General features: G+C 52.0%; 24 protein-coding genes and 3 tRNA genes. 10 read left to right on the top strand and 17 right to left on the bottom strand.

The annotated features are described in order from the left end of the window. Positions 1-12 precede the first annotated feature (12 nt). Entirely contained in the window at positions 13-324 is a 312-nt protein-coding gene (locus tag WC593_09340) for a DUF5611 family protein (GenBank protein MFA4825347.1), read from the bottom strand. Between the two features lie 109 nt (positions 325-433). Between WC593_09340 and WC593_09345 the strand changes: the two genes are divergently transcribed. Further along, positions 434-1156 (top strand): proteasome assembly chaperone family protein, encoded by a 723-nt coding sequence (locus WC593_09345; GenBank protein ID MFA4825348.1) that lies wholly within the window; start codon positions 434-436, stop codon positions 1154-1156. A gap of 5 nt (positions 1157-1161) precedes the next feature. Further along, the gene (locus tag WC593_09350) at positions 1162-1560 is read left to right on the top strand and encodes a DUF473 domain-containing protein (GenBank protein ID MFA4825349.1); all 399 of its coding nucleotides are present in this window, start codon (positions 1162-1164) and stop codon (positions 1558-1560) included. A 36-nt stretch (positions 1561-1596) separates the two neighbouring features. On the opposite strand, the gene WC593_09355 is transcribed toward WC593_09350, so the two are convergent. Then, positions 1597-2865 (bottom strand): PEGA domain-containing protein, encoded by a 1269-nt coding sequence (locus WC593_09355; protein MFA4825350.1) that lies wholly within the window; start codon positions 2863-2865, stop codon positions 1597-1599. Positions 2866-3130: 265 nt separating this feature from the next. Between WC593_09355 and WC593_09360 the strand changes: the two genes are divergently transcribed. Further along, positions 3131-3205 (top strand) — tRNA-Arg (locus WC593_09360). A 66-nt stretch (positions 3206-3271) separates the two neighbouring features. Here WC593_09360 and WC593_09365 read toward each other — a convergent pair. The 11 genes from WC593_09365 to WC593_09415 form a co-directional block, all read right to left on the bottom strand. Continuing rightward, the gene (locus WC593_09365) at positions 3272-3754 is read right to left on the bottom strand and encodes a NusA-like transcription termination signal-binding factor (protein ID MFA4825351.1); all 483 of its coding nucleotides are present in this window, start codon (positions 3752-3754) and stop codon (positions 3272-3274) included. 1 nt (position 3755) lies between these two features. Further along, positions 3756-4046 carry a 50S ribosomal protein L30e gene (locus tag WC593_09370; protein MFA4825352.1) on the bottom strand — a complete coding sequence of 97 codons (291 nt, stop codon included), beginning with the start codon at positions 4044-4046 and terminating at the stop codon, positions 3756-3758. 22 nt (positions 4047-4068) lie between these two features. Beyond that, positions 4069-5244, bottom strand: a complete 1176-nt coding sequence (gene rpoA2 / locus WC593_09375) for a DNA-directed RNA polymerase subunit A'' (GenBank protein ID MFA4825353.1) — start codon at positions 5242-5244, stop codon at positions 4069-4071. Next, on the bottom strand, positions 5244-7883 hold the full coding sequence (locus WC593_09380) for a DNA-directed RNA polymerase subunit A' (protein MFA4825354.1): 2640 nt from the start codon (positions 7881-7883) through the stop codon (positions 5244-5246). The genes rpoA2 and WC593_09380 overlap by 1 nt, the downstream gene beginning before the upstream one ends. A gap of 1 nt (position 7884) precedes the next feature. Beyond that, positions 7885-9699 carry a DNA-directed RNA polymerase subunit B gene (rpoB, locus tag WC593_09385; GenBank protein MFA4825355.1) on the bottom strand — a complete coding sequence of 605 codons (1815 nt, stop codon included), beginning with the start codon at positions 9697-9699 and terminating at the stop codon, positions 7885-7887. Then, positions 9696-11255 (bottom strand): DNA-directed RNA polymerase subunit B'', encoded by a 1560-nt coding sequence (locus WC593_09390; GenBank protein ID MFA4825356.1) that lies wholly within the window; start codon positions 11253-11255, stop codon positions 9696-9698. Before WC593_09390 ends, rpoB begins: the two co-directional genes overlap by 4 nt. Before the next feature lie 18 nt (positions 11256-11273). Continuing rightward, positions 11274-11525 (bottom strand): DNA-directed RNA polymerase subunit H, encoded by a 252-nt coding sequence (locus tag WC593_09395; protein MFA4825357.1) that lies wholly within the window; start codon positions 11523-11525, stop codon positions 11274-11276. Positions 11526-11601: 76 nt separating this feature from the next. Beyond that, positions 11602-11675: transfer RNA gene (locus WC593_09400), tRNA-Lys, on the bottom strand. Positions 11676-11761: 86 nt separating this feature from the next. After that, a complete protein-coding gene (locus WC593_09405; GenBank protein MFA4825358.1) occupies positions 11762-12391 on the bottom strand; it encodes a response regulator in 630 nt (209 codons plus the stop codon). Positions 12392-12523: 132 nt separating this feature from the next. Further along, complete coding sequence (locus WC593_09410; protein MFA4825359.1) at positions 12524-13159, bottom strand: response regulator; 636 nt, start codon at positions 13157-13159, stop codon at positions 12524-12526. Then, a complete protein-coding gene (locus WC593_09415) occupies positions 13160-13519 on the bottom strand; it encodes a roadblock/LC7 domain-containing protein (GenBank protein MFA4825360.1) in 360 nt (119 codons plus the stop codon). 246 nt (positions 13520-13765) lie between these two features. On the opposite strand from WC593_09415, the gene minD reads away from it, so the two are divergent. From minD to WC593_09445, 6 genes are all read left to right on the top strand, one after another. Continuing rightward, on the top strand, positions 13766-14545 hold the full coding sequence (gene minD, locus WC593_09420; protein MFA4825361.1) for a cell division ATPase MinD: 780 nt from the start codon (positions 13766-13768) through the stop codon (positions 14543-14545). Between the two features lie 19 nt (positions 14546-14564). Further along, positions 14565-14762 (top strand): hypothetical protein, encoded by a 198-nt coding sequence (locus tag WC593_09425; protein MFA4825362.1) that lies wholly within the window; start codon positions 14565-14567, stop codon positions 14760-14762. A 68-nt stretch (positions 14763-14830) separates the two neighbouring features. After that, positions 14831-14904 (top strand) — tRNA-Pro (locus WC593_09430). Between the two features lie 26 nt (positions 14905-14930). Continuing rightward, positions 14931-15788, top strand: coding sequence for an ARMT1-like domain-containing protein (locus WC593_09435; GenBank protein ID MFA4825363.1), 858 nt, complete (start codon positions 14931-14933; stop codon positions 15786-15788). A gap of 509 nt (positions 15789-16297) precedes the next feature. Beyond that, positions 16298-16759 (top strand): NfeD family protein, encoded by a 462-nt coding sequence (locus WC593_09440; GenBank protein ID MFA4825364.1) that lies wholly within the window; start codon positions 16298-16300, stop codon positions 16757-16759. 1 nt (position 16760) lies between these two features. After that, entirely contained in the window at positions 16761-17861 is a 1101-nt protein-coding gene (locus WC593_09445; protein ID MFA4825365.1) for a stomatin-like protein, read from the top strand. Positions 17862-18333: 472 nt separating this feature from the next. Here the strand turns inward: WC593_09445 and WC593_09450 are convergent, their stop codons facing one another. After that, positions 18334-19626 (bottom strand): site-2 protease family protein, encoded by a 1293-nt coding sequence (locus WC593_09450; GenBank protein ID MFA4825366.1) that lies wholly within the window; start codon positions 19624-19626, stop codon positions 18334-18336. Between the two features lie 72 nt (positions 19627-19698). Then, entirely contained in the window at positions 19699-20337 is a 639-nt protein-coding gene (rnhB, locus tag WC593_09455) for a ribonuclease HII (protein MFA4825367.1), read from the bottom strand. A gap of 54 nt (positions 20338-20391) precedes the next feature. Here rnhB and WC593_09460 point away from each other — a divergent pair, with 54 nt between their 5' ends. Then, positions 20392-21060, top strand: coding sequence for a TrkA family potassium uptake protein (locus WC593_09460; protein ID MFA4825368.1), 669 nt, complete (start codon positions 20392-20394; stop codon positions 21058-21060). Here the strand turns inward: WC593_09460 and WC593_09465 are convergent. Together WC593_09465 and WC593_09470 are read right to left on the bottom strand one after the other, a co-directional pair. Beyond that, entirely contained in the window at positions 21049-22245 is a 1197-nt protein-coding gene (locus WC593_09465; protein MFA4825369.1) for an NAD(P)/FAD-dependent oxidoreductase, read from the bottom strand. The two genes, WC593_09460 and WC593_09465, sit on opposite strands and share 12 nt — an antisense overlap. Beyond that, a complete protein-coding gene (locus WC593_09470) occupies positions 22235-22411 on the bottom strand; it encodes a 4Fe-4S binding protein (GenBank protein MFA4825370.1) in 177 nt (58 codons plus the stop codon). The genes WC593_09465 and WC593_09470 overlap by 11 nt, the downstream gene beginning before the upstream one ends. Positions 22412-22535 lie beyond the last annotated feature (124 nt).

A 22535-nucleotide genomic window follows, 5' to 3' on the forward strand; every position in this document is an offset into this window, starting at 1 on the left:
GTATTTTTAACCCTATTCAGAACCCTTTGCCCGTTTCACACGTTCCTTGGTGGAGAACCCGGTGACGGCATCGAGATATTTCCTGAAGCGCTTGTTCGTGTCGATGATCACTTCATCGCTCACACTCATGTCCGATTCGGTATCGATAATGACCGATTTTCCACCGGCTCCCGCGGTCACATCGAGTCGCTTGAGCGCCCCGAATGTTATCCGGTGTCCTTTGGCAGTCTTTTCCGGCTCCAGGCCGAAACAGGTCTTGAATTCAGTAACGATCCGGGTCTCGAGATCTTTTGTCAACCCGCGTTTGATTGGATACTCCTGCATACTATTTTTTAGGTAGTGCGTGTATGTTAATCTAATGACGAAAGACGCCCATGAGTCTCAAACTGAGATCGTTTCACGTCTCGATACTATTCGTAATGACCTGATTGAGATGATCCCGAAAAAAGACATCAATGTCATATCAAAACCGCTTCCCCCTGGCAGTACTTCGGTGCTGATTGGCTTTCCGGGGAGCGGGCTTGTCGGTACCATCGCACTGCAGTATATGGTCGATCAGCTGGAGTTTGAGCAGATTGGCACGATGACTTCGAAATTTTTTCCTCCGCTGGCGATGATGAACAGAGGGGTGATCAACGACCCGGTCAGGATTTATATAAAAAATGATATCGCAGCCATTGTCGCGGACATCCCGATCCATCCCATGATCTGCTACGAGACCTCACGCGACATTATCGACTGGCTCGAACAGTTTAACCCTAAAGAGGTGCTCACGATCGCCGGTATCATAACGAACGAACCGGAGAAACGGGTATTTGGGGTTGCCACAACCCAGGACGCACTCAAGCGGATCGAGGAACACACCCTGTTACTGCCGATCGGGAGTATATCGGGCGTAGCATCCAGCCTGCTGACGGAATGTAAAGCCCGTGGTATTCCCGGGTACGGTCTTTTGGGAGAGACTGTGAATGCGCCTGATCCCCGGGCAGCGGCTGCGACCATTGAGGTGCTCAATAAGATGTACAATCTCAGCCTCGATATGCAGCCACTCATCGACCAGGCAGTGGAGATCGAGCAGAGTATGCAAAAAATCTCTGAAGAAGTACAGCAGTCCGCAGAACAATCGCCGAAAAAAGATCTTATCATGTACGGGTGACTGCGATGAGATGTGCTGCATTAACCGGAATTTCGCCGGAAATTATCAGGGAACTCAAAGGCGGAAGGCCCCGCACCATCGAGCTGCAGAGCGCTCATAATATCGTGACCATAGCCGATGTCGAGCCCGGCCCGGAAACCCATATGTTCATGACCTCGATCGACCTCGCAGACTTAGGCCCGGGCGATGCCGGGATCTGCGTCTATGTGCTCTCGACTGCGATCTCAATGAAACGGATCGTCGAGTTCAACCACGGGATGTATTTCGAGGAGCGGGAGCGCATGTCTGCCCGTGTGCAGGTCAAGTTCTGCGCTTCATCGGTGATCAAAGAAGTATTCCACGAAGGGCTCTGCCGGCCTACCGAAGTCGAAGTGCTCAAGTCATCCTGCTATCATGCGGGATAACTATACCATTCCACATTTTTAATTAAAAAAAAGAGTTTACCATTTCCTGAGTACGATAAGACCTACGCCAACCGCACCAAGAATCGCGAGGGTGCTGACAGGCGAAGCCGGTGTTGTCGTGGCGCTTGGCCATGGCGTGGGGGCTTTTGCCGTGGACTTGACCGTTGTTTTCACCGTTGTCACGGTTGTTTTGGGAGCCGTTGTCGTGACCGTGGTCTCTTCTGGAGTCAGAACAAGCGATGCGGTTACATAAGAGATATTTCCGGGAGTTACTATGACATTCTCTGAATAGTCCTTGTAGCCGGCGCTTCGTACCATCACGGTGTGGGTACCGGGAGTGACGTTGTAGAGTGTTATCGGGGTATAATCCTTAAAGACACTATCCAGGTACACCTTGGAGATGGAGGGGGTGGATTTGACATTGATGCTGCCGTTGGCGGTTGATGCTATCGCAGTGACTGTGAAGCTCAGGCCGCAGACGGCATCCGTACCGGAGTTGATCACACAGACCTGGTACGTGCCGGGTACCCGGTTTGTAAGGTTAAATGTTCCAACAATATTTGTCGTTGTGGCAGAGGTAACCGATCCATACAAGTCATTGTACAGGGATCGTCGCAGGATTATCTGGGGAGTGACAACAAAGCCGGTTCCTGATAGAGACGAGATGGAAACGGTAGAATTGGTCTGTGCACTGCTTGGGGTGATGCTGGATAAGGTTACCGCAGCAACAGAGTCCTTAACCTCAAAACCATTCGTAAGGGTGGCAGATTGTCCGTCAGGATTGGTCACGATAACATTCCAGTATCCTGCCTGTTTGCTGGTGATATCGAAGGTGCATGCGATGCTCGTTGCCGATGTATAGGTAACACCCGTTGCAGTGATATTAGTCTGCCCGCTTTTCATCAGAACAACACCCGGTGCAGAGCTGGTTGAGAATCCTGTTCCGGTAATACTGGTAATGCTGACTGTAGAGGAGTTGTACCCGCTGGCAGGAGAGATGCTGGTGATGGTGGGTGCTGTAATAACTGCCGTCAAAGTCTGGGAAACGGTACTAGTTGCGTTATCAGTGACAGTAACCGTCTGCGAATTATCCTGATATCCGGTTTTTTGCAACAATATCGTGTGCGATCCGGCAGGGATATTTTCAATGGTCGCCGGAGTAGTACTGCCGGTATTGGTCCCGTTCAGAAGAATTGTTGCCCCGGTTGGGGCGGAATTTACGGTAATATTTCCGACCGCGGAGACTACAGATGGAAGCAGCAGCAGGAGCAACAACGCACAAATCACAAGAAAGTTTTTTTTCATGTCAGACTTCCCGATCGTTCAAACGAATAAAAATACTTGGGTATCATCATCTGATAAATTTTATTAAATTACTTTTCTAACAACCACCTGTGCCCAGCGATTGTCTGACTCACTTATTCACCGTTCATGAAACCTGATTAAAAAGGGGAACAACAATCTCATTAAAAATAATTGAGAGCGAAGAATCTCGTTTTGTCCGTGCGAAACAATGCGCCGCATGAAACACATTAATTATCCTGTAGAACGTAGTTATCAGGCACCAAGAGGGCTTGTGGCTTAGCTTGGACATAGCGCCGGGCTTCTAACCCGGATGTCGGGGGTTCAAATCCCTCCAAGCCCGTTCTTTTTCTTAAACGTACACCTACCTGTAGAATCACCACAACGACAGGTAAAATCAAAAAAAGAATTATAGGTGAGACTGTTCGTCAGCTGCTGATGGCTGTTCATCCATCTCTTTCTGGAGGATCTGCACATCAGCGATATCGTGCTGGCGCTGTGCGAGCTTTTTTGCCTTGAAGATGTTCTTTCCGTCCTTTCCAATCGCAATGCCCCGGTCCTCGTCCCTGACTTCGACCTGAACCGTCTGCTCGCCGGGCTCCCCGTCAAAGAGCAGGGAGGTGACCTGGGCAGGCAGGAAACAGTTCTTGATGAACTGTTCGACATTGCTGTTGTACTCAACGACTTCGATCTTCTTGCCCATCACTTCGGAAGCCTTCTTGATCGAGGCTCCCTTCTTGCCGATCGCAAGCCCCATATCGCCGGGGTTGATGACAAAGATGAGGCGGGCATTGCGCTCATCCATCACGCAGTCGCGGCTTCCCGCGCCAGTCAGACTCTCGAACTGAGAGATCAGACGCATACAGTCTTCAGTAAGTTTTACTTCGACCATATCATGCCCTCTTAAGGGACAGGATATCTGATTCGCCCGGGCTGATGATCGCTAGCGTGCTGACCATGAATGGTTTTCCGCAGGCTTTTCCGAGCGCCATGCTGGACCCTTCATAGGTATGGATGAAGAGATTTTCTGTAGCGGTAATTTTTGACTTGAAGGCTGCCGGGCAGTTGCCTGCAATGACGATCATCTGGGCTTTGCCCTCTTTTACGCATTTTTCGGTGTTGTTCTGGCCAAGAATTACATTTCCGGTTTTGATAGCTCTTCTGAGTGAAGCATTAAAATCCATATACAATTCCTCGTGTTAAAGTTTAATTGTCGTGTTGTCTGACTGCGATAAGTTTTACATCGCCGGTACCGAGCTGGATTGGCTGACCGACAATGACATTTTCGGTAACGCCGCTCAGTTCGTCTACTTCATTTGCAACGGCTGCATCAAGCAGGTGATTGACCGTCACTTCGAATGCTGCACGCGAGAGAACGCTCTCTTTCTCGCCAGCAATTCCATGGCGCCCGATCTGTTTGACTTCGCCTTCCATGCACATCATATCTGCAACAAGCATCAGATGACGGACATCAACTAAGATACCCTGCTCATTGAGCGTGGATACCGCTTCATGGATGACTGCTTCTCTGGCTGCTTCGATGCCGAGCACGTTAGCACATTCACTGATGTTATTGGTACGGGTACGCGTGGTGTCCACACCAGCTACATCAAATACGTCTTTAAGGTTGGAGCCTTCAGTATAAAGTATATACTCCCCTCCCTCCTTTCTGACGACGACCCGCATAATATCATCAATGCCCTGCACAATCACGTTCCTGACGTGTTCTGCGAGCTGGAAGAGATTCTGGTAACTCTCCTTGTCTTTTGGGGAGAAGATGATCGTGGCTTTATCCTCATCGATCTCGTGGTCGAAGTCACGGTAGTGCCGGCGGTCACGGATCTTCTTGGGGCCGACTTCCATAATCTCACCCGGTGAGATTTTGCGCTTGTCGCAGACCTTGGTGTTCAGGTGCACGATCACGTGCATGTTCTCCATGTCGGTCGTGATATCCCCGAACTCATGAAGGGGTGCTGCCTCGATCTGCCAGCTGACTTCACGGGCACGGTCACGGTCGTTACGGTAATCTTCCTCGAGATAGACCGTCATGGTCGGGGTGCTGGGCTCTTTTCGGGCATCCATGATCTCGATGAGACGCGGCAGACCTAAGGTAACGTTGATCTCAGCGACACCTGCGTAGTGGAATGTACGCATCGTCATCTGTGTACCGGGCTCGCCGATGGACTGGGCGGCAATCACACCTACTGCCTCACAGGGCTCGATACGTGTGGAGAGATACTCCTTGATGACCCGTTCAAGGATCTGCTTGAACTGGGTATCGGTGATCTCCTTATCTTCAAGGAACTTGCGGATCTGGTCTTTTGTCTTGACCGGGAGGTCAGCGGCCTCAACTTTTTTCTCGAATTTCTCTGCAAGCGCCATCAGACTTCCTCCTTTAAGATACTCTCGACAATACCCTTGACATCGACCGGGTCGCCAAAGGCGCTCTTGGTCGGGTCAGTGCCGTCTTCGCCATACTCGAACTGGATGATCCTGCCACCGGTTGTCCGCACGCTGCCGTCATATGCTACCTTGAGGTCCTGCAGTGCATTGATCAACCTGCGCTGGAGGTACCCGCTCTGGGATGTACGAACGGCCGTGTCGACGAGACCTTCACGGCCACCGATTGCGTGGAAGAAGAACTCGGTCGGGTTTAACCCGCCCTTGTAGCTGTGCTGGATGAACCCGTGTGCATCCGAACCCTGCTCTCCTTTCCTGAAGTGCGGGAGCGTGCGGTCATCATAACCACGGATAATACGCTCACCACGAACGGACTGCTGGCCGATACAACCCGCCATCTGGGTCAGGTTGAGCATCGAACCACGGGCACCGGAGACGGCCATCAGCACTGCGCTGTTACCCAGACCAAGGTGCTGGCCTGCAATCTGACCCGTCAGGTCACGGGCTTTTCCGAGCACCTGCATGATCTGCATCTCGAGCGTTTCTTCAACAGTACGCCCGGGCATAGGTTCGAGCTGGCCGTCTTCGTAGATCTTGATACGGCGGTCAACATCGAGTGCTGCGTTCTTGAGAATCTCTTCGATCTGGCCGTACTCGGTCTTGGACAGGTCTTCATCATCGATACCGAACGAGAAACCATCGAACATGATCGAACGGATGGAGAGCTTGGTCATGTCATCGATGAAATCGGTTGCCCGGCTCATCCCCTGCTGGCGGATGATACGGTTGACGATCTGGCCGTCGAATGCACCGACTGCCTTCTTGTCGATGGTACCTGACTCAAGGATTCCGTCAAAGATCCGGACATATGCATCCCGTTCGCAGAGTTCCTTTTTACAGATCTCACAGTTCTGGCAGGAACTTGCCTGGAAAACCATGTTGAGGCTGTCGGGAAGAATAGTGGAAAATACCTGTTTGTTACTCCAGTATTCTATCTTGTTCTCTACTTTGCCCGGTGCCGGCATGCGTTCAATATGGGAATACCGGAGCAGGTAGAGAGCTTCTTCTTTGGTGAACCAGCGGGTGTCATGCGTGAGCATGAAGATACCCGAGACGTGGTCGTGGATTCCACCGATGATGGGGCCGCCGAAACGCGGTGATAAGATGTTTTCCTGCACAGAGATGAGGATGGTGGCTTCCGCACGCGCTTCTTCTGTCTGGGGCACGTGCATGTTCATTTCATCACCATCAAAGTCAGCGTTATACGGAGGACAGACGGCCGGGTTGAGCCGGAATGTCTTGCCTTCCATGACCTTGACCCGGTGCGCCATGATACTCATACGGTGCAGTGAGGGCTGACGGTTGAAGAGCACAACATCGCCATCCCTGAGCTGCCGTTCAACGGTCCAGCCCGGTTCGATCATGTCGGCGACCGTATCGAGGTTGCCTTCAGCGAGCCGGAGACGCCGGGCGTCCGGGCGGATGACATAGTTGGCACCACAGGGGGCATTGACATTCGGGCGGACAGGCCCGGTCCGGGCAACCTGCTTGAGTTCCTCGATATTGTGGATGGTTACGCGCACGGGAATCGTCATCTCGTTTGCTACTGCCCGGGGAACCCCGACCTGCCGTACTGACAGGTTCGGGTCCGGAGAGATAACCGTACGGGATGAGAAGTTCACACGCTTACCGGAGAGGGATCCACGGAAACGGCCGTCTTTACCCTTGAGACGCTGTGACAGCGTCTTTAACGGGCGACCGCTGCGGTGGCGTGCCGGCGGGCAGCCTGCCACTTCATTGTCCATGTACGTGGTAACGTGATACTGGAGCAGTTCCCAGAGATCCTCAATGATCAGCTGGGGGGCGCCCGCATCCTGGTTCTCCTTGAACCGCTGGTTGATACGGATGATATCCACCAGCTTGTGGGTCAGGTCATCTTCCGAACGCTGTCCGTTCTCCAGGATAATTGACGGGCGCATCGTGACCGGTGGAACCGGCAGCACGGTTAAGATCGTCCATTCAGGACGGGCCACATCAGGGTTGATACCCAGCGGGATTAAGTCCTCGTTGGGGATCTTTTCCATGCGGGATCGTATGTCAGCAGGAGTGAGCTTGTGCTCAACCTTCTTTCCTTCCTCAATGACCACTTCAGAAAATGTTGTCGGTTTCTCGAAGTTGATCTTGAGCTGCTGGTCACCGCAGTGGGGGCAGATGCGCTCCTTTTTCACATCCTTTTCTGAGAGCAGGTCGCCGGTCTGGTCTTCTTCCGTCCCGACTACCTTCTCGATCTCTTCAGGGCTTAACAGCACGCGACCGCAGGAGCGGCAGGTCACACGCAGGAGTTTTCTTATCAACCGGGTATATCCGACATGGATGACCGGTTTTGCAAGCTCAATGTGCCCGAAATGCCCGGGACATTCGCTGGCCTTCTGGTCGCAGGTCTTGCACCGGAGACCGGGATCAATGACCCCTAAGTTTAAGTCCATCAGTCCCTGGGGGTAGGGGAACCCGTCGTCATCATAGGTGTCTGCCCAGATGATCTTCCGCACGCTCATCTCGCGGATCTCTTTGGGGGATAACAGACCGAACTCAATCTGTCCGATTCGTTTTGGGGATGGCATCTTACACCACGTCCTGTAATTTCAACCTGGGTGCAATTCCCATACTCTTCATCTCGTCAAGCAGGAGCTTGAACGCGTAACTCATCTCGACCGAGTAGATATCGGTCTCGTTGCCGCAGGCAAGACACCGGGTCATGTTGCGCTTGCGGTCAAGCATCGCAACCATACCGCAGTGTGCGCAGACATATTCCATGACCTTGTCCGACTCATCGAGCAGACGCTCTTTCAGTGCCATTGCAGCACCGTGTCCGATCATGACATCTCGTTCCATCTCACCGAACCGGAGACCGCCTTCACGGGCACGGCCTTCTGTCGGCTGGCGGGTGAGCACCTGCACCGGTCCACGGGAACGGGCGTGCATCTTGGACGATACCATGTGGTAGAGTTTCTGGTAGTAGATCACACCGATGTAGACATCGGCCTTGAACATCTTGCCGGTGATACCGTCATACATGACCTCGCGGCCATTGTGAGAGAACCCGAGCGCCTTTAAGGATGCACGGATATTTGCCTCGCTCTCGCCACCGAATGCGGTGCCGTTGATACGTCGTCCTTCCAGCGACCCGACTTTCCCGCCAATCATCTCAAGCATGTGACCGACGGTCATACGACTGGGGATGGCGTGGGGGTTGATCACAAGGTCAGGGCAGAGACCGCTCTCGGTGAACGGCATATCTTCCTGTGGCGTGATCAGACCGATAACTCCTTTCTGTCCGTGCCGGGATGCGAACTTGTCACCGACTTCCGGTACACGGAGATCTCTCGTGCGCACCTTGACCAGCCGGGAGCTGTTCTCGCCCTCGGTGATGATCACGGTGTCGACAATGCCGTGCTCGTTGCTGCGCATGGTAACGGATGTGTCGCGGCGCTTTTCGACGGCGATCAATTCACCGGTTGGTTCTTCAAGGAACCGGGGCGGGGAAGTCTTGCCGATCAGGACATCCTTTTCAGCCACAACGGTCTCGGGGTTGATAACGCCATCTTCATCGAGATTCTTGTAGGATTCGGCACCATGGGCACCGGCGACTTCTTCTTCAGGGACTTCAATGCGGTCGATCTGTCCGCCGGGATACCTGCGCTCTTCTCCCTCATACGTACGGAAGAAGTGGGAGCGTCCGAGACCCCGCTCGATAGAGGCTTTGTTGAAGATGAGTGCATCTTCAATATTGTAGCCTTCGTAGGAGAGGATTGCAACGACAAAGTTCTGTCCGGCAGGGCGGTCATCCGAGCCGATCAGTTCTGAGGTCTGCGTGTGGGTGAGCGGTTTTTGCACGTAGTGGAGCAGGTGCCCGCGGGTGTCGGGGCGGAGCTTCATATTGGCGCAACCGAAACCGAGTGCCTGCTTGACCATTCCTGCGCCCATGGTGACACGCGGACTGGCATTGTGCTCCGGGAACGGGACATGCGCAGCACCGATACCCAGGATCAGGGAGGGGTCGATCTCAAGGTGGGTGTGAGCGGGCGTGATCTTATCAAAGTTCATCGCGATGAGGAGATCCTCTTCCTCCTCGGCATCGAGAAACTCTATCATGCCGCGCTGGACGAACCAGGACATATCGATCTCTTTTTTGGCCAGTTTCTGGAGATCGGCATCGCTGATGAGCGGTTCACCGTTCTTTAAGACAATGAGCGGGCGGCGGGCGCGGCCCCGGTCGGTAAGAATGACGACATCGCCGTTATATTCCTTATGCGAGACATTGACCTCAGAAGCGATCGCGCCCTGGCGGCGCATGGCCCGGATACCGGTGACCAGTGCTTTGGGGTCATCCACGAGTCCGACAAGTGCACCGTCTACAAATACGCGTGATTTCTTCATCGTGACTCACCCTTGATCTGTTCCACGCCAAGGTTGTGGAGGATCTGCATGATCTCTTCTTCGTTGTCCACACCTTTGCTGATCTCAACCATCTGGGCGAAGTTCTTGACAAGCCCACAATTCGGCCCTTCAGGAGTTTCGCTCGGGCAGATCCGGCCCCACTGGGTCGGGTGCAGGTCTCGTGCCTCGAAGTGAGGCTGTGAACGCGAGAGCGGGGAGATCACACGGCGCAGGTGCGAGAGCACGGCCATGTGATCGATGCGGTCGAGGAGTTGTGAAACCCCGGTCCTTCCGCCTACCCAGTTACCGGTAGCAAGCGGGTGGAGCAGGCGTTCGGTCAGCACATCGGCACGCACGGCCGTCCCAATCGAGAGATCGCGGTGCCGCATGCTGGCGCGTTCGAGCTGGTACTTGATGTCCCGGGTCAGCCGGTTTAAGGAGATACGGAAGAGATCTTCCATTAAGTCTCCGGCAAGTTTCAGCCGCTTGTTCGAGTAGTGGTCCTTGTCATCGATCCTGCGCTTGTTCAGCACGAGGTCAAAACAAGCCTCTGCCATCCTTCCGAGGAAGTGGGCCTTTGCAAGCCGGACCGAGAGGACTGCTTCCTGGTATCCCTCGTCGCCTTCCTTTAAGGTGGCTGGCATGGAGTAGTTGAGGTGGGGCAGGAGATAGTTGTCCAGCACGAACTCAGCCCGCTTGCGCTGGTAATCCCGGGTCTGGTTGGGTGCCAGTTTCTTACCTACGTACATGACTCCGCCGTCAACCGAGTCGCACTCGCTCTCTTCGAGGTTCTGCATCATGAACGTCAGGATGTCTTCATCGGTCGAGACCGCATTGACCACTTCCTGGTCGTTGATCATGCCCAGTGCACGCATCAGGTCGACGAATTTCAGGTGGCCGGCAACTGAAGGGAACGAGACTTCAAGCAGGTTCTTCTTGTTGCGTTCAACAACCACGAGGGCACGGTATCCCCTGAACTGCGAGAACACCTTTGCCACATAAATGCGCTCGCTGTATCGCTCGGTGAACTCGGTCATGATCTTGTTGGACGCAAGGTCTTCCAAGGTCATGAGCACGCGTTCGGTACCGTTAACAATGAAATATCCGCCGGGATCGAATGCATCCTCGCCATGGGCGACGCGCTGGGCATCGTCCATACCATAGAGGTTGCAGGATGTCGAGCCGATCATGACGGGAAGCTGACCGATCGTAGTGACGATCGCTTCCTGCCGGTCCTCTCCATGCACGAGGGTTAAACCCAGCTGGATGGGGGCGGCGTATGTCAGGTTGCGCAGCCGGGCTTCGCAGGGGTACAGTTCACTCTGCGAACCATCCGCTTCCCGGACGAGCGGCTTTTTAACCGTAATCTCGCCCAGTTCCACCCAGACGGCCTCATTGTTCTTGCCACGGTTCTCGATATCCGTCTCAATGATCCGCTGTTCGTTTACCACTTTCTGGAGATTGTGCTTTAGGAAATAATTATAGGAGTCAAGCTGGTGGCGCGCAACATGCTCCCGTGAAAAATATGCCCTCGATAAAATACTTCTGTCAATCAGACTTAATCCCCCCCGGAATTATTTCTTGGGTCTCTTTACCACGAGACGGTACGATTCAGCTCTACCTGCGGTATGGCTCTCACGGATAATTCGTATCACATCATCGGCTTCTGCGCCGATCGTCTTGACTGCTGGATCGTCATGGAAAATTTTTGGTAAATGGTCGGTAGTGATGTTGAATTTGGTGAAGAGCTCAGATACCTCTTCTTCACTCATGATTTGATGGTCTGGCACCATCGCGTGCCTCAACACATTCAGTTTGGTGCTCAATGAAAAACCCCCTCCCGGATAAACATATTTCCTCTCAGATGCATCACCGCAAAAAACCCACGATTGCTCGTGGCAACGGGCCCGGAGGGATTTGAACCCCCGACCACCTGGTTAAAAGCCAGGCGCTCTACCGAACTGAGCTACGAACCCACTTTGGAATAAGATGTACAGCATTATAACAATGTGAGAAAACTATATAAATATTACCCACGTTCCCTTCGATTCATTGGAAGACTTCAGTCCCCTTTTGCAAACGTCTCGCTGATCTCTTTTAAGCGGCGTTCGTCTGCCTTGATTTTCTCATCCAGTTTGTTGATCGACTGCAGATCATCTTCAGGGACAGCATGCCCGGGAATATTCATGCCGCTTGCATTTTTCAATACTTCAAGAAGATTTCGGTCAACTTCTATACTCTTCCGGAGCGCGGAATACTCATCAACCATTTCGACATTCATTCCGGCTTCCTTTGCCTCCGTAGAATCCTGTTTGACGCTGCGGCGGCGTTCAAAGATCCGTTTTATCGAATCGAGAAGCTGAGCAGGATTGACCGGTTTTGAGACAAAATCCTCAATATTAAGGCTGTGTTCCTGTGCTTCTTCGGGGCTGATCTTTTTTGCCGAGAACATGAGGACCGGAAGACCGCTGGTTTCCGGATTGGCCTTGATCTTCCCTAACGTTTCCCACCCGTCCATCGGTTCCATCATGATGTCGAGCAGGATGAGATCGGGTTTATTGGTTGAGAGAATGGATATAGCTTCGTCCCCGCCATGGGCTGCAATCGGTTTGAAACCTTTCCTTTTTAAAAGGGCAACCAGGCCATCTACAATATAGGGGCTGTCATCTACAATGAGAATTGAATCATCCACGATAATAGTCCCTCATACGCACTCATTAAACAGCGGGTCGATAGTCATTGCAGGTGATGCCAGTGATCCGGATGCAGAGCAATATGCTCTTTTATAGTATTCATAGGTTGATGTAATAAATCGGAGAATCTGTTATTTGTTTGCCGATGTTCCCGAGAGTTCGCCTTTTATCTGCTGGAGCCGGTTCTCCTGGAATTTTATGTTCATTTCCATGCTTTTGATTGCACGGGATATCTCATCGCTGACACGGACTTTTGAATCATTGAAGTTGTAGGTGGTTTCAAGGATTTTCATCAGGCGCCTGTTCACATCGATGCTCTTGCTCAGCCGGGCATATTCGGTGATTATCTCCGCATCGAAACCGGATTCTTTTGCCATGTCCATATCCGATTTTATGGACTGCCTGCGGTTGAGTACATGTTCGATGGCATCGTAGAGTTCGCGATGAGTGATGGGTTTTAAGACATAATCTTCTATGTAAATCCCATATTCCTGGGCTTCTACGGGAGTCAGCTGTTTTGCCGTGAGCATGAGGACCGGGATCTCTTTGGTCGAGGGATTTTCCTTGACCTTTTCAAGGGTCTCCCACCCGTCCATCGGTTCCATCATGATATCGAGCAGGATGAGATCGGGGGTAACTGTCTTTAATATCTCCAGGCACTCCTCACCCCCGTATGCAGCAACCGTGCGGTATCCCCCGCGCTCCAGCATGGTGACGAAGACATCGACAATAAATGGGCTGTCGTCGACTACAAGTATCGTAAACATTTACATAACCTCCCCGATCTTTTTAGCGATCGTATGCATCTCTGTATGCACTCTGTCAGCATCAGTTTTATCTCTGACTATTGCGGTGATAATAAAATTTTCCCCGGCACCCATGACGATAACTGAGGTGTCCTGTGCCCGTATTGTCACCGACTCCATGGCTTTCATCTTAATCAGACTCCCGACAGATTCGGCAGATGCGAGTATGGTTGCAGACAACGCACCAAACCACGGTTCATTCATATTCTGGTCAAAAAATTTTCCTGCTATGATCCCATCACGAGAAACAAGGGCACATGCTGAAACCCCCTCAATCGCCTGAATCTTATCAATAAATGCAGAGATCTTCTGTTTCAACATGAACCGGCTCCTGTTGCACTACCCTATCTAATTGATAATACCTGATAGAAGCATATATACATATTGCTTTTTATTATGCATCGATACAGCAGTTGCCGGTAAGTAATCAGCATTTCCCTGAAGTTATTCTTTTTATATCAGAGAATTCTGTGAATCTTTCTCCAATCAGTCCGTTTTTCGCTGTTTTCATCGAAATCAACAATATATAAATACGATTTTTTCCATATGGTGGAAAGAAGAAATCCGATGATCCGTGCATATACCATTACTTCGGGAAAAGGCGGCGTGGGCAAGACCACTCTCACGGTAAATCTCGGTATATCGCTCGCACTTCTGGGCCGTGAGACCTATATTCTCGATGCCGATATCGGCATGGCAAACCTGGCACTGATCCTCGGCATGGAGGATGTGCCGGTCACCCTGCATGAAGTGCTTGCCGGAAAAGCAGATATTGACGATGCAATTTATGAAGGCCCCGGGGGAGTGAAAATTGTGCCCAGCGGGATCTCACTCCAGGGATTCCAGCAGGCCGATCCTGATAAACTCCGTGACGTGATGCACCGGCTGGTTGACAAATGCGAATATCTCCTGATCGATGCCCCGAGCGGGATATCGAAAGAAGGTGTGGTGCCACTCTCGGTTGCCGATGAAGTCATTCTCGTCGTCAACCCGGAACTTGCTTCAATGGCCGATGCCTTAAAGACCAAAATTCTCTGCGAGGTGATGGGGGGTCGCGTCTACGGTGCGATCCTGAACCGGGCCGGGCTCGAACATACCGAGCTCCGTTCGCACAGCGTAGAGGATGTCCTGGGTGTCCGCGTGATCGATGTTGTTCCCGAAGATGCAAATGTCAGGAGAGCCGCTGCCTACAAAAAGCCCTGTGTCGTAAAATATCCCCGGACAGATGCTTCAAGAGCATTCAGGAGAATTGCTGCAGAGATCTCGGGCGTTGAGTACGAAGATTCCTTCGGAGAAAAAAAGGCAGAGGGCTTTGTTGACCGGCTCGCCCGGTCGGTATTCCGGTGATCCTGAACAGGGAGCGACAATGACCTACGAAGGATACTTGCTGGTGTTGTTTGGGGTTGTTATTGTAATCCAGCAGTTTATCATGTATCTCATGAACGTGCGCATCCGGCAATTATTGAGCGAGGTAAACACCGTGGATGGAAAGATCCGGATAACGGATACGGAACTTGAAAACCTTATCACAAGAGTCGAGGAGTTCAAGAGAGGCAATATATAAAAAAACCTGACTTCCTCATTTACCCTACAACAAGCTACATAAGGAATCTCATCCTACACTATGAGAACGGGGCCATAGGGTAGCCTGGCCATCCTAGGAGACTGGGGGTCTTCTGACCTGAGTTCAAATCTCAGTGGCCCCATTTATTGTTGTTTTTCAGGCGTTGTCATGAAAATTACCGGCACCTGTACCGATTGTCTCATATCCCGCGTGCGGCTGGAGTGCACATTGTGCAATGCCACGGAAGCAAAGACTGCTGAGGCGGTTGCCGAATGCTCTGCTCTTTTAGAAGATATCCGCAATGCACCGTTAAGTCATCCGCAGATCGCAAGCCGGATCCATCGGAGGGCATATGAAATCCTGGGCACTTCCGATCCGTTTGCCAGGCTCAAAAGACAGGGTAACAATCAGGCAATAGAAGTCTGTAAAAAAGTGCAGGGTAACCTGGTGACATTCCGGGACCATGTGCTTGCCGCGGTTATCGGCAACACCTTTGATTATGGTGTAAAGGGGCATACCGTTGCCGAAGATTTTTCAGTTTTTTTCGGGCGCGAGTTTGAAAAAGGCCTGACAATTGATGACACAGACGCAATTTTTCCTCTCTGCACCCGCGTGGTGTACTTAAGCGATAACTGTGGCGAGATTGTACTCGACCGGCTGCTCATCAAGTACTTAAAAACCCACGGCGCTCATGTGACGCTCGCGGTCAAGGATGCACCTGCCCTCAACGATGCCACCTTACAGGATGCGTGGGACTTACATCTTGATTTCATCGTTGACTGTCTCACGACAACCGGCGGGGGAGCGGAGATCGGCATCTGCATGGAGAACATTCCCGATGATTTGCGAAACGCGATCAAGCGCTGTACCATAATCATTGCAAAAGGCATGGCCAACTTCGAGTCTCTATCGGAAATGGAGAACCTGCCCCCGGTTGCTTACTTAATGGCAGCAAAGTGCGGGCCCGTTGCACACGAGGCCGGCGGAGTTCCGGTTGGCTCGAAGATTGCCCTGCTGCGGAAGTGACCGGATCAAGGATACAGATATCTTATTCTTTTTTGTTAATCTGCCATCAGAACAGATCGAGATCATAGATTGCTTGAAACCGGGCAGAATCCGGGATCGCTACTGAGTACCTGTTTTCATAGCCATTTTTTGGTCAGACCCTGCCTGGAAAATTTCGAGCAGGGTACGTGGGTGTTAGTAAACCTGCCAACAGTTGGATAATTATCCAACTGTTGGATAGTTATCTGACAGCAAATTATTTTCTCCGGCGTGAAGGTCCGGGCTGTGAAGTCAAGGGTCGATTGAAAAAAAATGAGCGGGGGGTAAGGGGGTGATTGAAATTTTTTTGCCGGAAATTGATTGCAGTTTTTTGTGCGAGACCAATTCGGGTTTTTTATGTAAAGATAATCCGGCCTTTTTGCTTGCATACCTGCGCCTAGGAGTAAATTCCATCCCCATTCCCTGTTTTATATCCATTCTCCGTTTATACTACCCCATACCATTTTATCTGCACACTCCGATCACTGATCATGGTACTTCCTGATCCGGGGTTATCCTTTGGATGGCTGCTTATAATTGCCGGGGCCTTGCTGCTTCTCGTTGAAGTGCACAGCCCGGGTTTTTTTGCGACTGTACCTGCTACAGTACTGATCTTTTTGGGAATATTGCAAATCATGGGTGTGGATATATCCAATCCCTGGGCGGGGGGCATCATCGGTATTGTTACTGCCCTTTGCGCTGCCGGTTTCACGGTCTGGATGTACGGGAAAATTACTCCGGATGAAAGCCCGACGACCATCAGCCGGGACTCGTTGATCGGCATGGAGGGTCAGGTGCAGAAATCCGTGGATGCCACCAGCATCTCCGGCAAAGTCGTGATTGGCAGTACGGAATGGAGTGCACGCTCAACCGGCTCAACAATCCCGGCCGGAAAACGGGTAAAAGTGGTAGATTCTCAAGGAGTACATATCGTAGTTGAAGAGGTAGTATAACATGGATTTTATAGGAACACTCGTAGTCATATTCTTAATTCTCGTCATAGTCATCATTTTTGCAAAAGGTGTGGTTATTGTCCAGCCCTATGAACAGGGACTCCAAGTCCGTCTCGGCCAGTATGTCGGGCGGATGAATCCCGGTTTCCGCTGGATAGTACCGTTTGTCAGCGATGTGATCAAACTCGACCTCCGCACGCAAGTCATGGAAGTGCCGTCGCAGGAAGTGATCACCAAGGATAATTCGCCCACCAACGTAGACGCGATTGTCTATGTACGGGTGATCGACCCGGAGAAGGCGTACTTCGAGGTCGCCAATTACCGGATGGCAACCGTTGTGCTCGCCCAGACCAGTTTAAGGGGCATCATCGGCGATATGGAGCTCGATGAAGTGCTCTACAATCGTGACGTGATCAACACGAAACTCCGCGACATTCTCGACCGCGAGACCGACCAGTGGGGTGTCAAGGTCGAACGGGTGGAGATAAAGGAAGTCGATCCGGTTGCGGCGGTCAAAAACGCAATGACCGAGCAGACGGCTGCAGAACGTGCCCGGCGTGCAGCAATCCTGAGGGCCGATGGTGATAAACGTTCTGCGATCCTCAAGGCAGAAGGTCTCCGGCAGTCCATGATCCTTGAAGCAGAGGGGGAACGTCAGAGCAAGGTGCTGCGTGCAGAAGGAGAACGACTCTCACGCATTCTCCAGGCGCAGGGAGAGGCACAGGGACTTCGTATCCTTTCCGTGGGTGCCGCACCGCTCGACAACCGGGCCATGACGGTGCTCACGTTAAACGCGCTCAAGAACATGGCAGACGGCCAGGCGACCAAGATCATCTTCCCGTTCGAGCTCTCGCAGTTGATCCGCCAGGGAGCAAAATTCCTCGGCGCAACTGATGAGACGGCAGAAGTTGTCGCAGGACGCCCGGTGATGGACGAGACTATCCTTGGCGATATGCCACAGCGCGAAGAGGTAAACGCAATCTTAAAAGAGATCAAGGATGCAGTCCCGAAAGTCTCTGTCGATGAATTGAAAGATACCAGTAAACGCAAACTTGCCGTCGATGCTGATGCAGAAGCACCTGTCATTCCGCCGGCGGCATAACGGTATCACATTCACACTCTTTTTTCTATCATCTGTCCAAAATGAATACTATAAACTGGCGTAAAAATAAGGGCTGATACGCTCTTAACCCCAAATACGATAAACGTCGCCGCCCCTGATGGGATGCCCCCGCAGCGATTCGGATGCAGTTTTCCTGATCCACAGCGATCTAAAAAAAACCCGGCTTTATTGACCCCAAAAAGAGAAACAAGCTGCTGCTCCTGGCGGTTCCATCACAGCGAGTTCCCTCGTCTGCCGCCAGGGCATCTCCACTATTGTGATGAACCTCAGAAGGTTGATGAAATACCCCGAAATATTCGGGGGAGTGGGGACTCCCTCATTACATCCGTAAAATTTGCGAACACCGGGAAAAGAGGTTATCCACAGAGCCAAAATCTCTTATCCGGCAAGGACTGATACGAGGTGTTCGAGCGATTCTGTCTTACGGGAAATCCTGCATGTTTCCTGCCGCTTACATATGAAGAATATACGGCAGCGCAATCAGCGATACGAGAACGACCAGCATGACATAGGATACTGCACCGGTAATATACCCGGAATATTTCAGGAGTCCGCGCCTGTCGAGAAGCCGGTCAACGCCTTCTTTGAAGATATAGCCCCCATCCAGCGGCACCATCGGAATTGCATTGAATATCCCGACATTGATATTGATCCAGCCGCACCAGAAGAGCAGGTGAATGACTCCCCAGAATCCTTCGAAAGGTACCTTATAGTAGGTGGTGTCCGGGGTCTCGAATGCCAGTATGCGGAGGAACTGGATACTGGTGTCGTTTGCAAAAGGAATAACGAGGAACTGGAAGAACCCGATGGGAGAGAGCATTCCTTCGACCGTCGACTTGACCGTTTCACCGTCATAGTACTGGACGCCCATAAATCCACTTGCAGGGCCGGCATACTCCGGAGGCCATGCGGCAAGGGTGAGGGGGTAATCTTTGACAATACTGTCCTTCTCAACGGTGAGGGTGATTGTTTCTCCGGGCTTTGTCGTGTTTAAGAGATTTGAGATATCGGCCCGGCTCGCGACAGGTACTCCATTGATGGCTGTCACCAGGGAACCGGGGGGTATCCCCGCCTTTTCTGCAGGATAGTCCTTGTAGATCCCGTGGATGGCAGGGGTGGCGAGGGGCGTTACAAGACCCATGCAGAGGATGAGCAGCACAAAACAGGAAAAGCCGACAACAAGATTATTGGTGATACCGGCCCCGAACATCCGGATTTTAGGCATACCCTTGCACTTTTCCAGTTCTTCTTCATCAGGCTCGACAAAAAAACCGATGGGGATGACTGCAATAAGTGCCCCCATGCTCCTCACTTTAATATTCTCGACCCGGCAAAGGATCGCATGCCCGAATTCGTGGACTGCGATGGTGATAATAAATGCAAGCCAGACCGCAAATGTGGACGGTACATACTCATTGATGCCCGGTAACAGCAGGATGTTCTGCGGTTTGTAGATGCCGGTAGGCTCCGGCTGGATCATCAGCGTGTAGCGCACCGAGATAAAGAGCATGACTGTGATAAATACGGAGACGATGATGACGGCAATAACCCCGGCGGACCCATAGATCCTGAAAAACGTCCGAAATGCGGCAAATTTGTCGAAAAAACCGACACGGTTCGTCCGGATGGCCATGATCGGACCGTAAAAGACGATGTGCTCCTCCCAGAGTTTATTCCGGTGGATGACAAAGGCTATCGCTGCATAAACGGCAACCAGAAGAATGAGAATAAGGAGCCAGTCCATTCCAGTACTATGGCATTGCAGGGAAGATAAAGTATTCAGCCGGGGCAAATCCGGCCCTGTCAGGACAATCCGTTAAAAATCTCCCAGAGATCTCTGGGTCTTTTTTGCAAGGATCGCGCTCACCGTCTTCCAGCTTTTCCGGGCGATGGGAGGTGGGACGCGGTGCTCATCGATATAGGCATTCAGCCACCGGATAGTGACCGGATCCGAAGGATATCCGCTCCCGATCTCGCCATATTTTTTTGCAAGCGTGGTTATTGCCCGGTCACGGGTCACTTTTGCGATGATGCTCGCCGCAGACACTACCGGAAACTTTTCGTCTGCATGGTGCTCTGATACGATCTCGCAGGGATTGTCCAGGTGGTTTTTCACCATTTCAGCGTACCGGAATGTGTTCACGTCGCAGGCATCCACATAAGCGCAGGCAGGGGAGAGTCTGGCAATCACCTGGGCATGCGCCCGGGCAACAGCCGCATTGAGGGTCATGTCCTGCCGCACCAAATCAATATCCTGCGCGTCAAGCTTAACGATCGCAACCCGGCATTTTTTTTTAATTATCGTATACAGGCGCTCGCGCTCTTTTGCAGACAGCAGTTTTGAATCTTTCATTCCCAGGTCAGCAAGAACCTCTTCAGAGGTTATTCCTACCGCTGCAACCACCATGGGGCCCAGTACCGAACCCTTACCCGCCTCATCCACCCCGCAGATCACAGGAATGGGTTGTTGCGCAAAATATTTCAATGGCGATGATGGTAACCGGTAATCATGTACATCATCATCGTAGGGCTCGGAGGAATCGGGAGAAACCTTGCAAAGCAGGCGATCGAGCACGCCCATAACGTTGTCGTGATCGATCAGGATGAAGCCCGCTGCAGTGAGATCCTCGAGCATTACGATGTACTTGCAGTCACGGGAAACGCAACCGATAAGACCATTTTGGAAGAAGCAGGAATTGACCGGGCAGATGCCCTGATCGCCACCACGAGTGATGATTCGGTCAACCTGATGACCTGCTGGCTGGCAAAAAAATTCAGGGTGCCGAATGTGGTTGCGATTGTCAACCAGCCCTCGCATTCGGACTTTTTCAAAGAAGTTGGCGTCCGGATCAGCGAGAACCCGGATGAGCTCGTTGCCTCACGCCTGTATTACTGGACCCAGAACCCCCAGCTCCAGCAGCTCGCCTCGATTCCGGGCGGCACCATATTTGAGATCGTTGCGGAGCAGGGTGCCCCCATCGTGGATCACGAGATCCGCGAACTCAAGGTCAAGGACTTTGTCTTTATTGCGATCCGCAGGGCCGGAGGGGTCTTGATCATCCCAAGCGGCAACGTCAAGATCCAGCCCGGCGATATCTTTACCGTTTTTACCAAAAAAGAAGCAGAGGACGACTGCCTGCGCCTGCTCAACAAACAACTGAAAAAATCAACGGAGTGATGCTGCGAGCGCGCCCAGCTCGAGCATCAGTTTCGGGTTTACTTTAATAATTTCTTTTATCAGGCTGATGGTGGAGAACTCCTTTAAGTTCATTTTCGCGACCGAGTGGATGATCTCGTTGAGTTTTTCATCCGGTTGCTTGATTAAGTATTCCTTGATATTGTAATTGCGCTCGATCGCTTTTCCCATCTTCGATGCACGCCAGGTCCTGTCGTAGACCATGAGCGCTTTTTTCGAGGTGTCGCCTTTGCTGATGCAATCTGCGGCAACTTCTGCGGCAAGCTTGCCGGTATACATGGCATTGTAGATGCCGCCACCGGTCAGGGGATCGACAACCCGGGCTGCATCACCGGCGATAAGGAAATTATCGGCTACCGTGCAGGCGAGCGGGCGGCAGACGGATACGCCACCGGGGATATATTCGATGGTCTTTCCGTTCGGGAAGGTCTTTTTTACGAACTTATCGAGGTAATCCTTTGCCCGGTGTCCTTCGCCGCTCTTCTTGCCGGAGATCCCGATGCCGACATTTGCCGTACGGTGGCCTTTCGGGAAGATCCAGAGATAGCCTTCCGGTGCGACATCGTTGCCAAGGTAAAAGATCGTGGAGTGCTCATCGATGTCGACATCGGCCATCACATACTGGACCGAACTCATGATCTCCCTCATCGGGACCGTGGTATCGATACCGCACCACTTCGAGAACTTTGATTCCACGCCATCGGCTGCGATCACGACATCGGCTCTCACATTTGTGACTTTCCCGCAGTACTCGATCTTTGCCCCTTTGAGTACCCCGTTTTCCATGATCGGGGCGGCTGCACGGGACTTTACTGCTACATCCGCGCCTGCCTCTGCCGCCTTCCAGACCAGCTCACGGTCAAAGAACTTACGGTCAAGGACATAGCCGACCTTGCCGCCGGCCATCTCAGACTCGAGTTTCATTAAAAATCCATCGGGAGCAACGATACCGGCACCATGCATCTCGGCAGAGATCCAGCGTGGATCCGCGTCCATAAACTCAAGAAGGGCTTCCCGGCCTATGCCTTCGGCACAGCGTACCGGGGCACCGATTGCCGGCCGTTTTTCAACGATACAGGCAGACAACCCTTTCTCCGCCGCAGTCTTTCCGGCAAGAGCGCCTGCCGGACCGCCGCCAATGATGAGGATGTCGTACTTATTTTTCATTCACAACCTCCAGGGCACCCAGGGGGCAGACTTTGGCACAGATTCCACAACTCGTGCAGTTATTCTCTACGGAAAGGTAGGCATCGATCAGTTCAAGTGCGCCTTCGGGGCAGACTGATACACAGCATCCGCAGTATCCACAAATATCCCGATGTACTTTGAGCATTAGGGATTATGTTGGCTTTTTCCTTCATTAATAGTTACGATGGATGGATAGGGAATCGGGATGATGGGACGCCAAAATAACAGGAATTTCTTACAGAGAAGGAGCGATATACTCCTTTTCTCAT

The organism is Methanoregula sp. (genome assembly GCA_041645435.1).
Classification (GTDB): Archaea; Halobacteriota; Methanomicrobia; order Methanomicrobiales; family Methanospirillaceae; genus Methanoregula.

Coding starts and splice junctions, on each gene's coding strand:
- WC593_09435 (MFA4825363.1), top strand. CDS start 14,931: ATGAAAATTACCGGCACCTGTACCGATTGTCTCATATCCCGCGTGCGG.
- WC593_09370 (MFA4825352.1), bottom strand. CDS start 4,046: ATGGATTTTAATGCTTCACTCAGAAGAGCTATCAAAACCGGAAATGTA.
- WC593_09445 (MFA4825365.1), top strand. CDS start 16,761: ATGGATTTTATAGGAACACTCGTAGTCATATTCTTAATTCTCGTCATA.
- WC593_09470 (MFA4825370.1), bottom strand. CDS start 22,411: ATGCTCAAAGTACATCGGGATATTTGTGGATACTGCGGATGCTGTGTA.
- WC593_09365 (MFA4825351.1), bottom strand. CDS start 3,754: ATGGTCGAAGTAAAACTTACTGAAGACTGTATGCGTCTGATCTCTCAG.
- WC593_09355 (MFA4825350.1), bottom strand. CDS start 2,865: ATGAAAAAAAACTTTCTTGTGATTTGTGCGTTGTTGCTCCTGCTGCTG.
- WC593_09440 (MFA4825364.1), top strand. CDS start 16,298: ATGGTACTTCCTGATCCGGGGTTATCCTTTGGATGGCTGCTTATAATT.
- rpoA2 (MFA4825353.1), bottom strand. CDS start 5,244: ATGGCGCTTGCAGAGAAATTCGAGAAAAAAGTTGAGGCCGCTGACCTC.
- rpoB (MFA4825355.1), bottom strand. CDS start 9,699: ATGAAGAAATCACGCGTATTTGTAGACGGTGCACTTGTCGGACTCGTG.
- WC593_09415 (MFA4825360.1), bottom strand. CDS start 13,519: ATGTTGAAACAGAAGATCTCTGCATTTATTGATAAGATTCAGGCGATT.
- WC593_09380 (MFA4825354.1), bottom strand. CDS start 7,883: ATGCCATCCCCAAAACGAATCGGACAGATTGAGTTCGGTCTGTTATCC.
- WC593_09345 (MFA4825348.1), top strand. CDS start 434: ATGATCCCGAAAAAAGACATCAATGTCATATCAAAACCGCTTCCCCCT.
- WC593_09410 (MFA4825359.1), bottom strand. CDS start 13,159: ATGTTTACGATACTTGTAGTCGACGACAGCCCATTTATTGTCGATGTC.
- WC593_09465 (MFA4825369.1), bottom strand. CDS start 22,245: ATGAAAAATAAGTACGACATCCTCATCATTGGCGGCGGTCCGGCAGGC.
- WC593_09450 (MFA4825366.1), bottom strand. CDS start 19,626: ATGGACTGGCTCCTTATTCTCATTCTTCTGGTTGCCGTTTATGCAGCG.
- WC593_09340 (MFA4825347.1), bottom strand. CDS start 324: ATGCAGGAGTATCCAATCAAACGCGGGTTGACAAAAGATCTCGAGACC.
- minD (MFA4825361.1), top strand. CDS start 13,766: ATGATCCGTGCATATACCATTACTTCGGGAAAAGGCGGCGTGGGCAAG.
- WC593_09350 (MFA4825349.1), top strand. CDS start 1,162: ATGAGATGTGCTGCATTAACCGGAATTTCGCCGGAAATTATCAGGGAA.
- WC593_09460 (MFA4825368.1), top strand. CDS start 20,392: ATGTACATCATCATCGTAGGGCTCGGAGGAATCGGGAGAAACCTTGCA.
- WC593_09425 (MFA4825362.1), top strand. CDS start 14,565: ATGACCTACGAAGGATACTTGCTGGTGTTGTTTGGGGTTGTTATTGTA.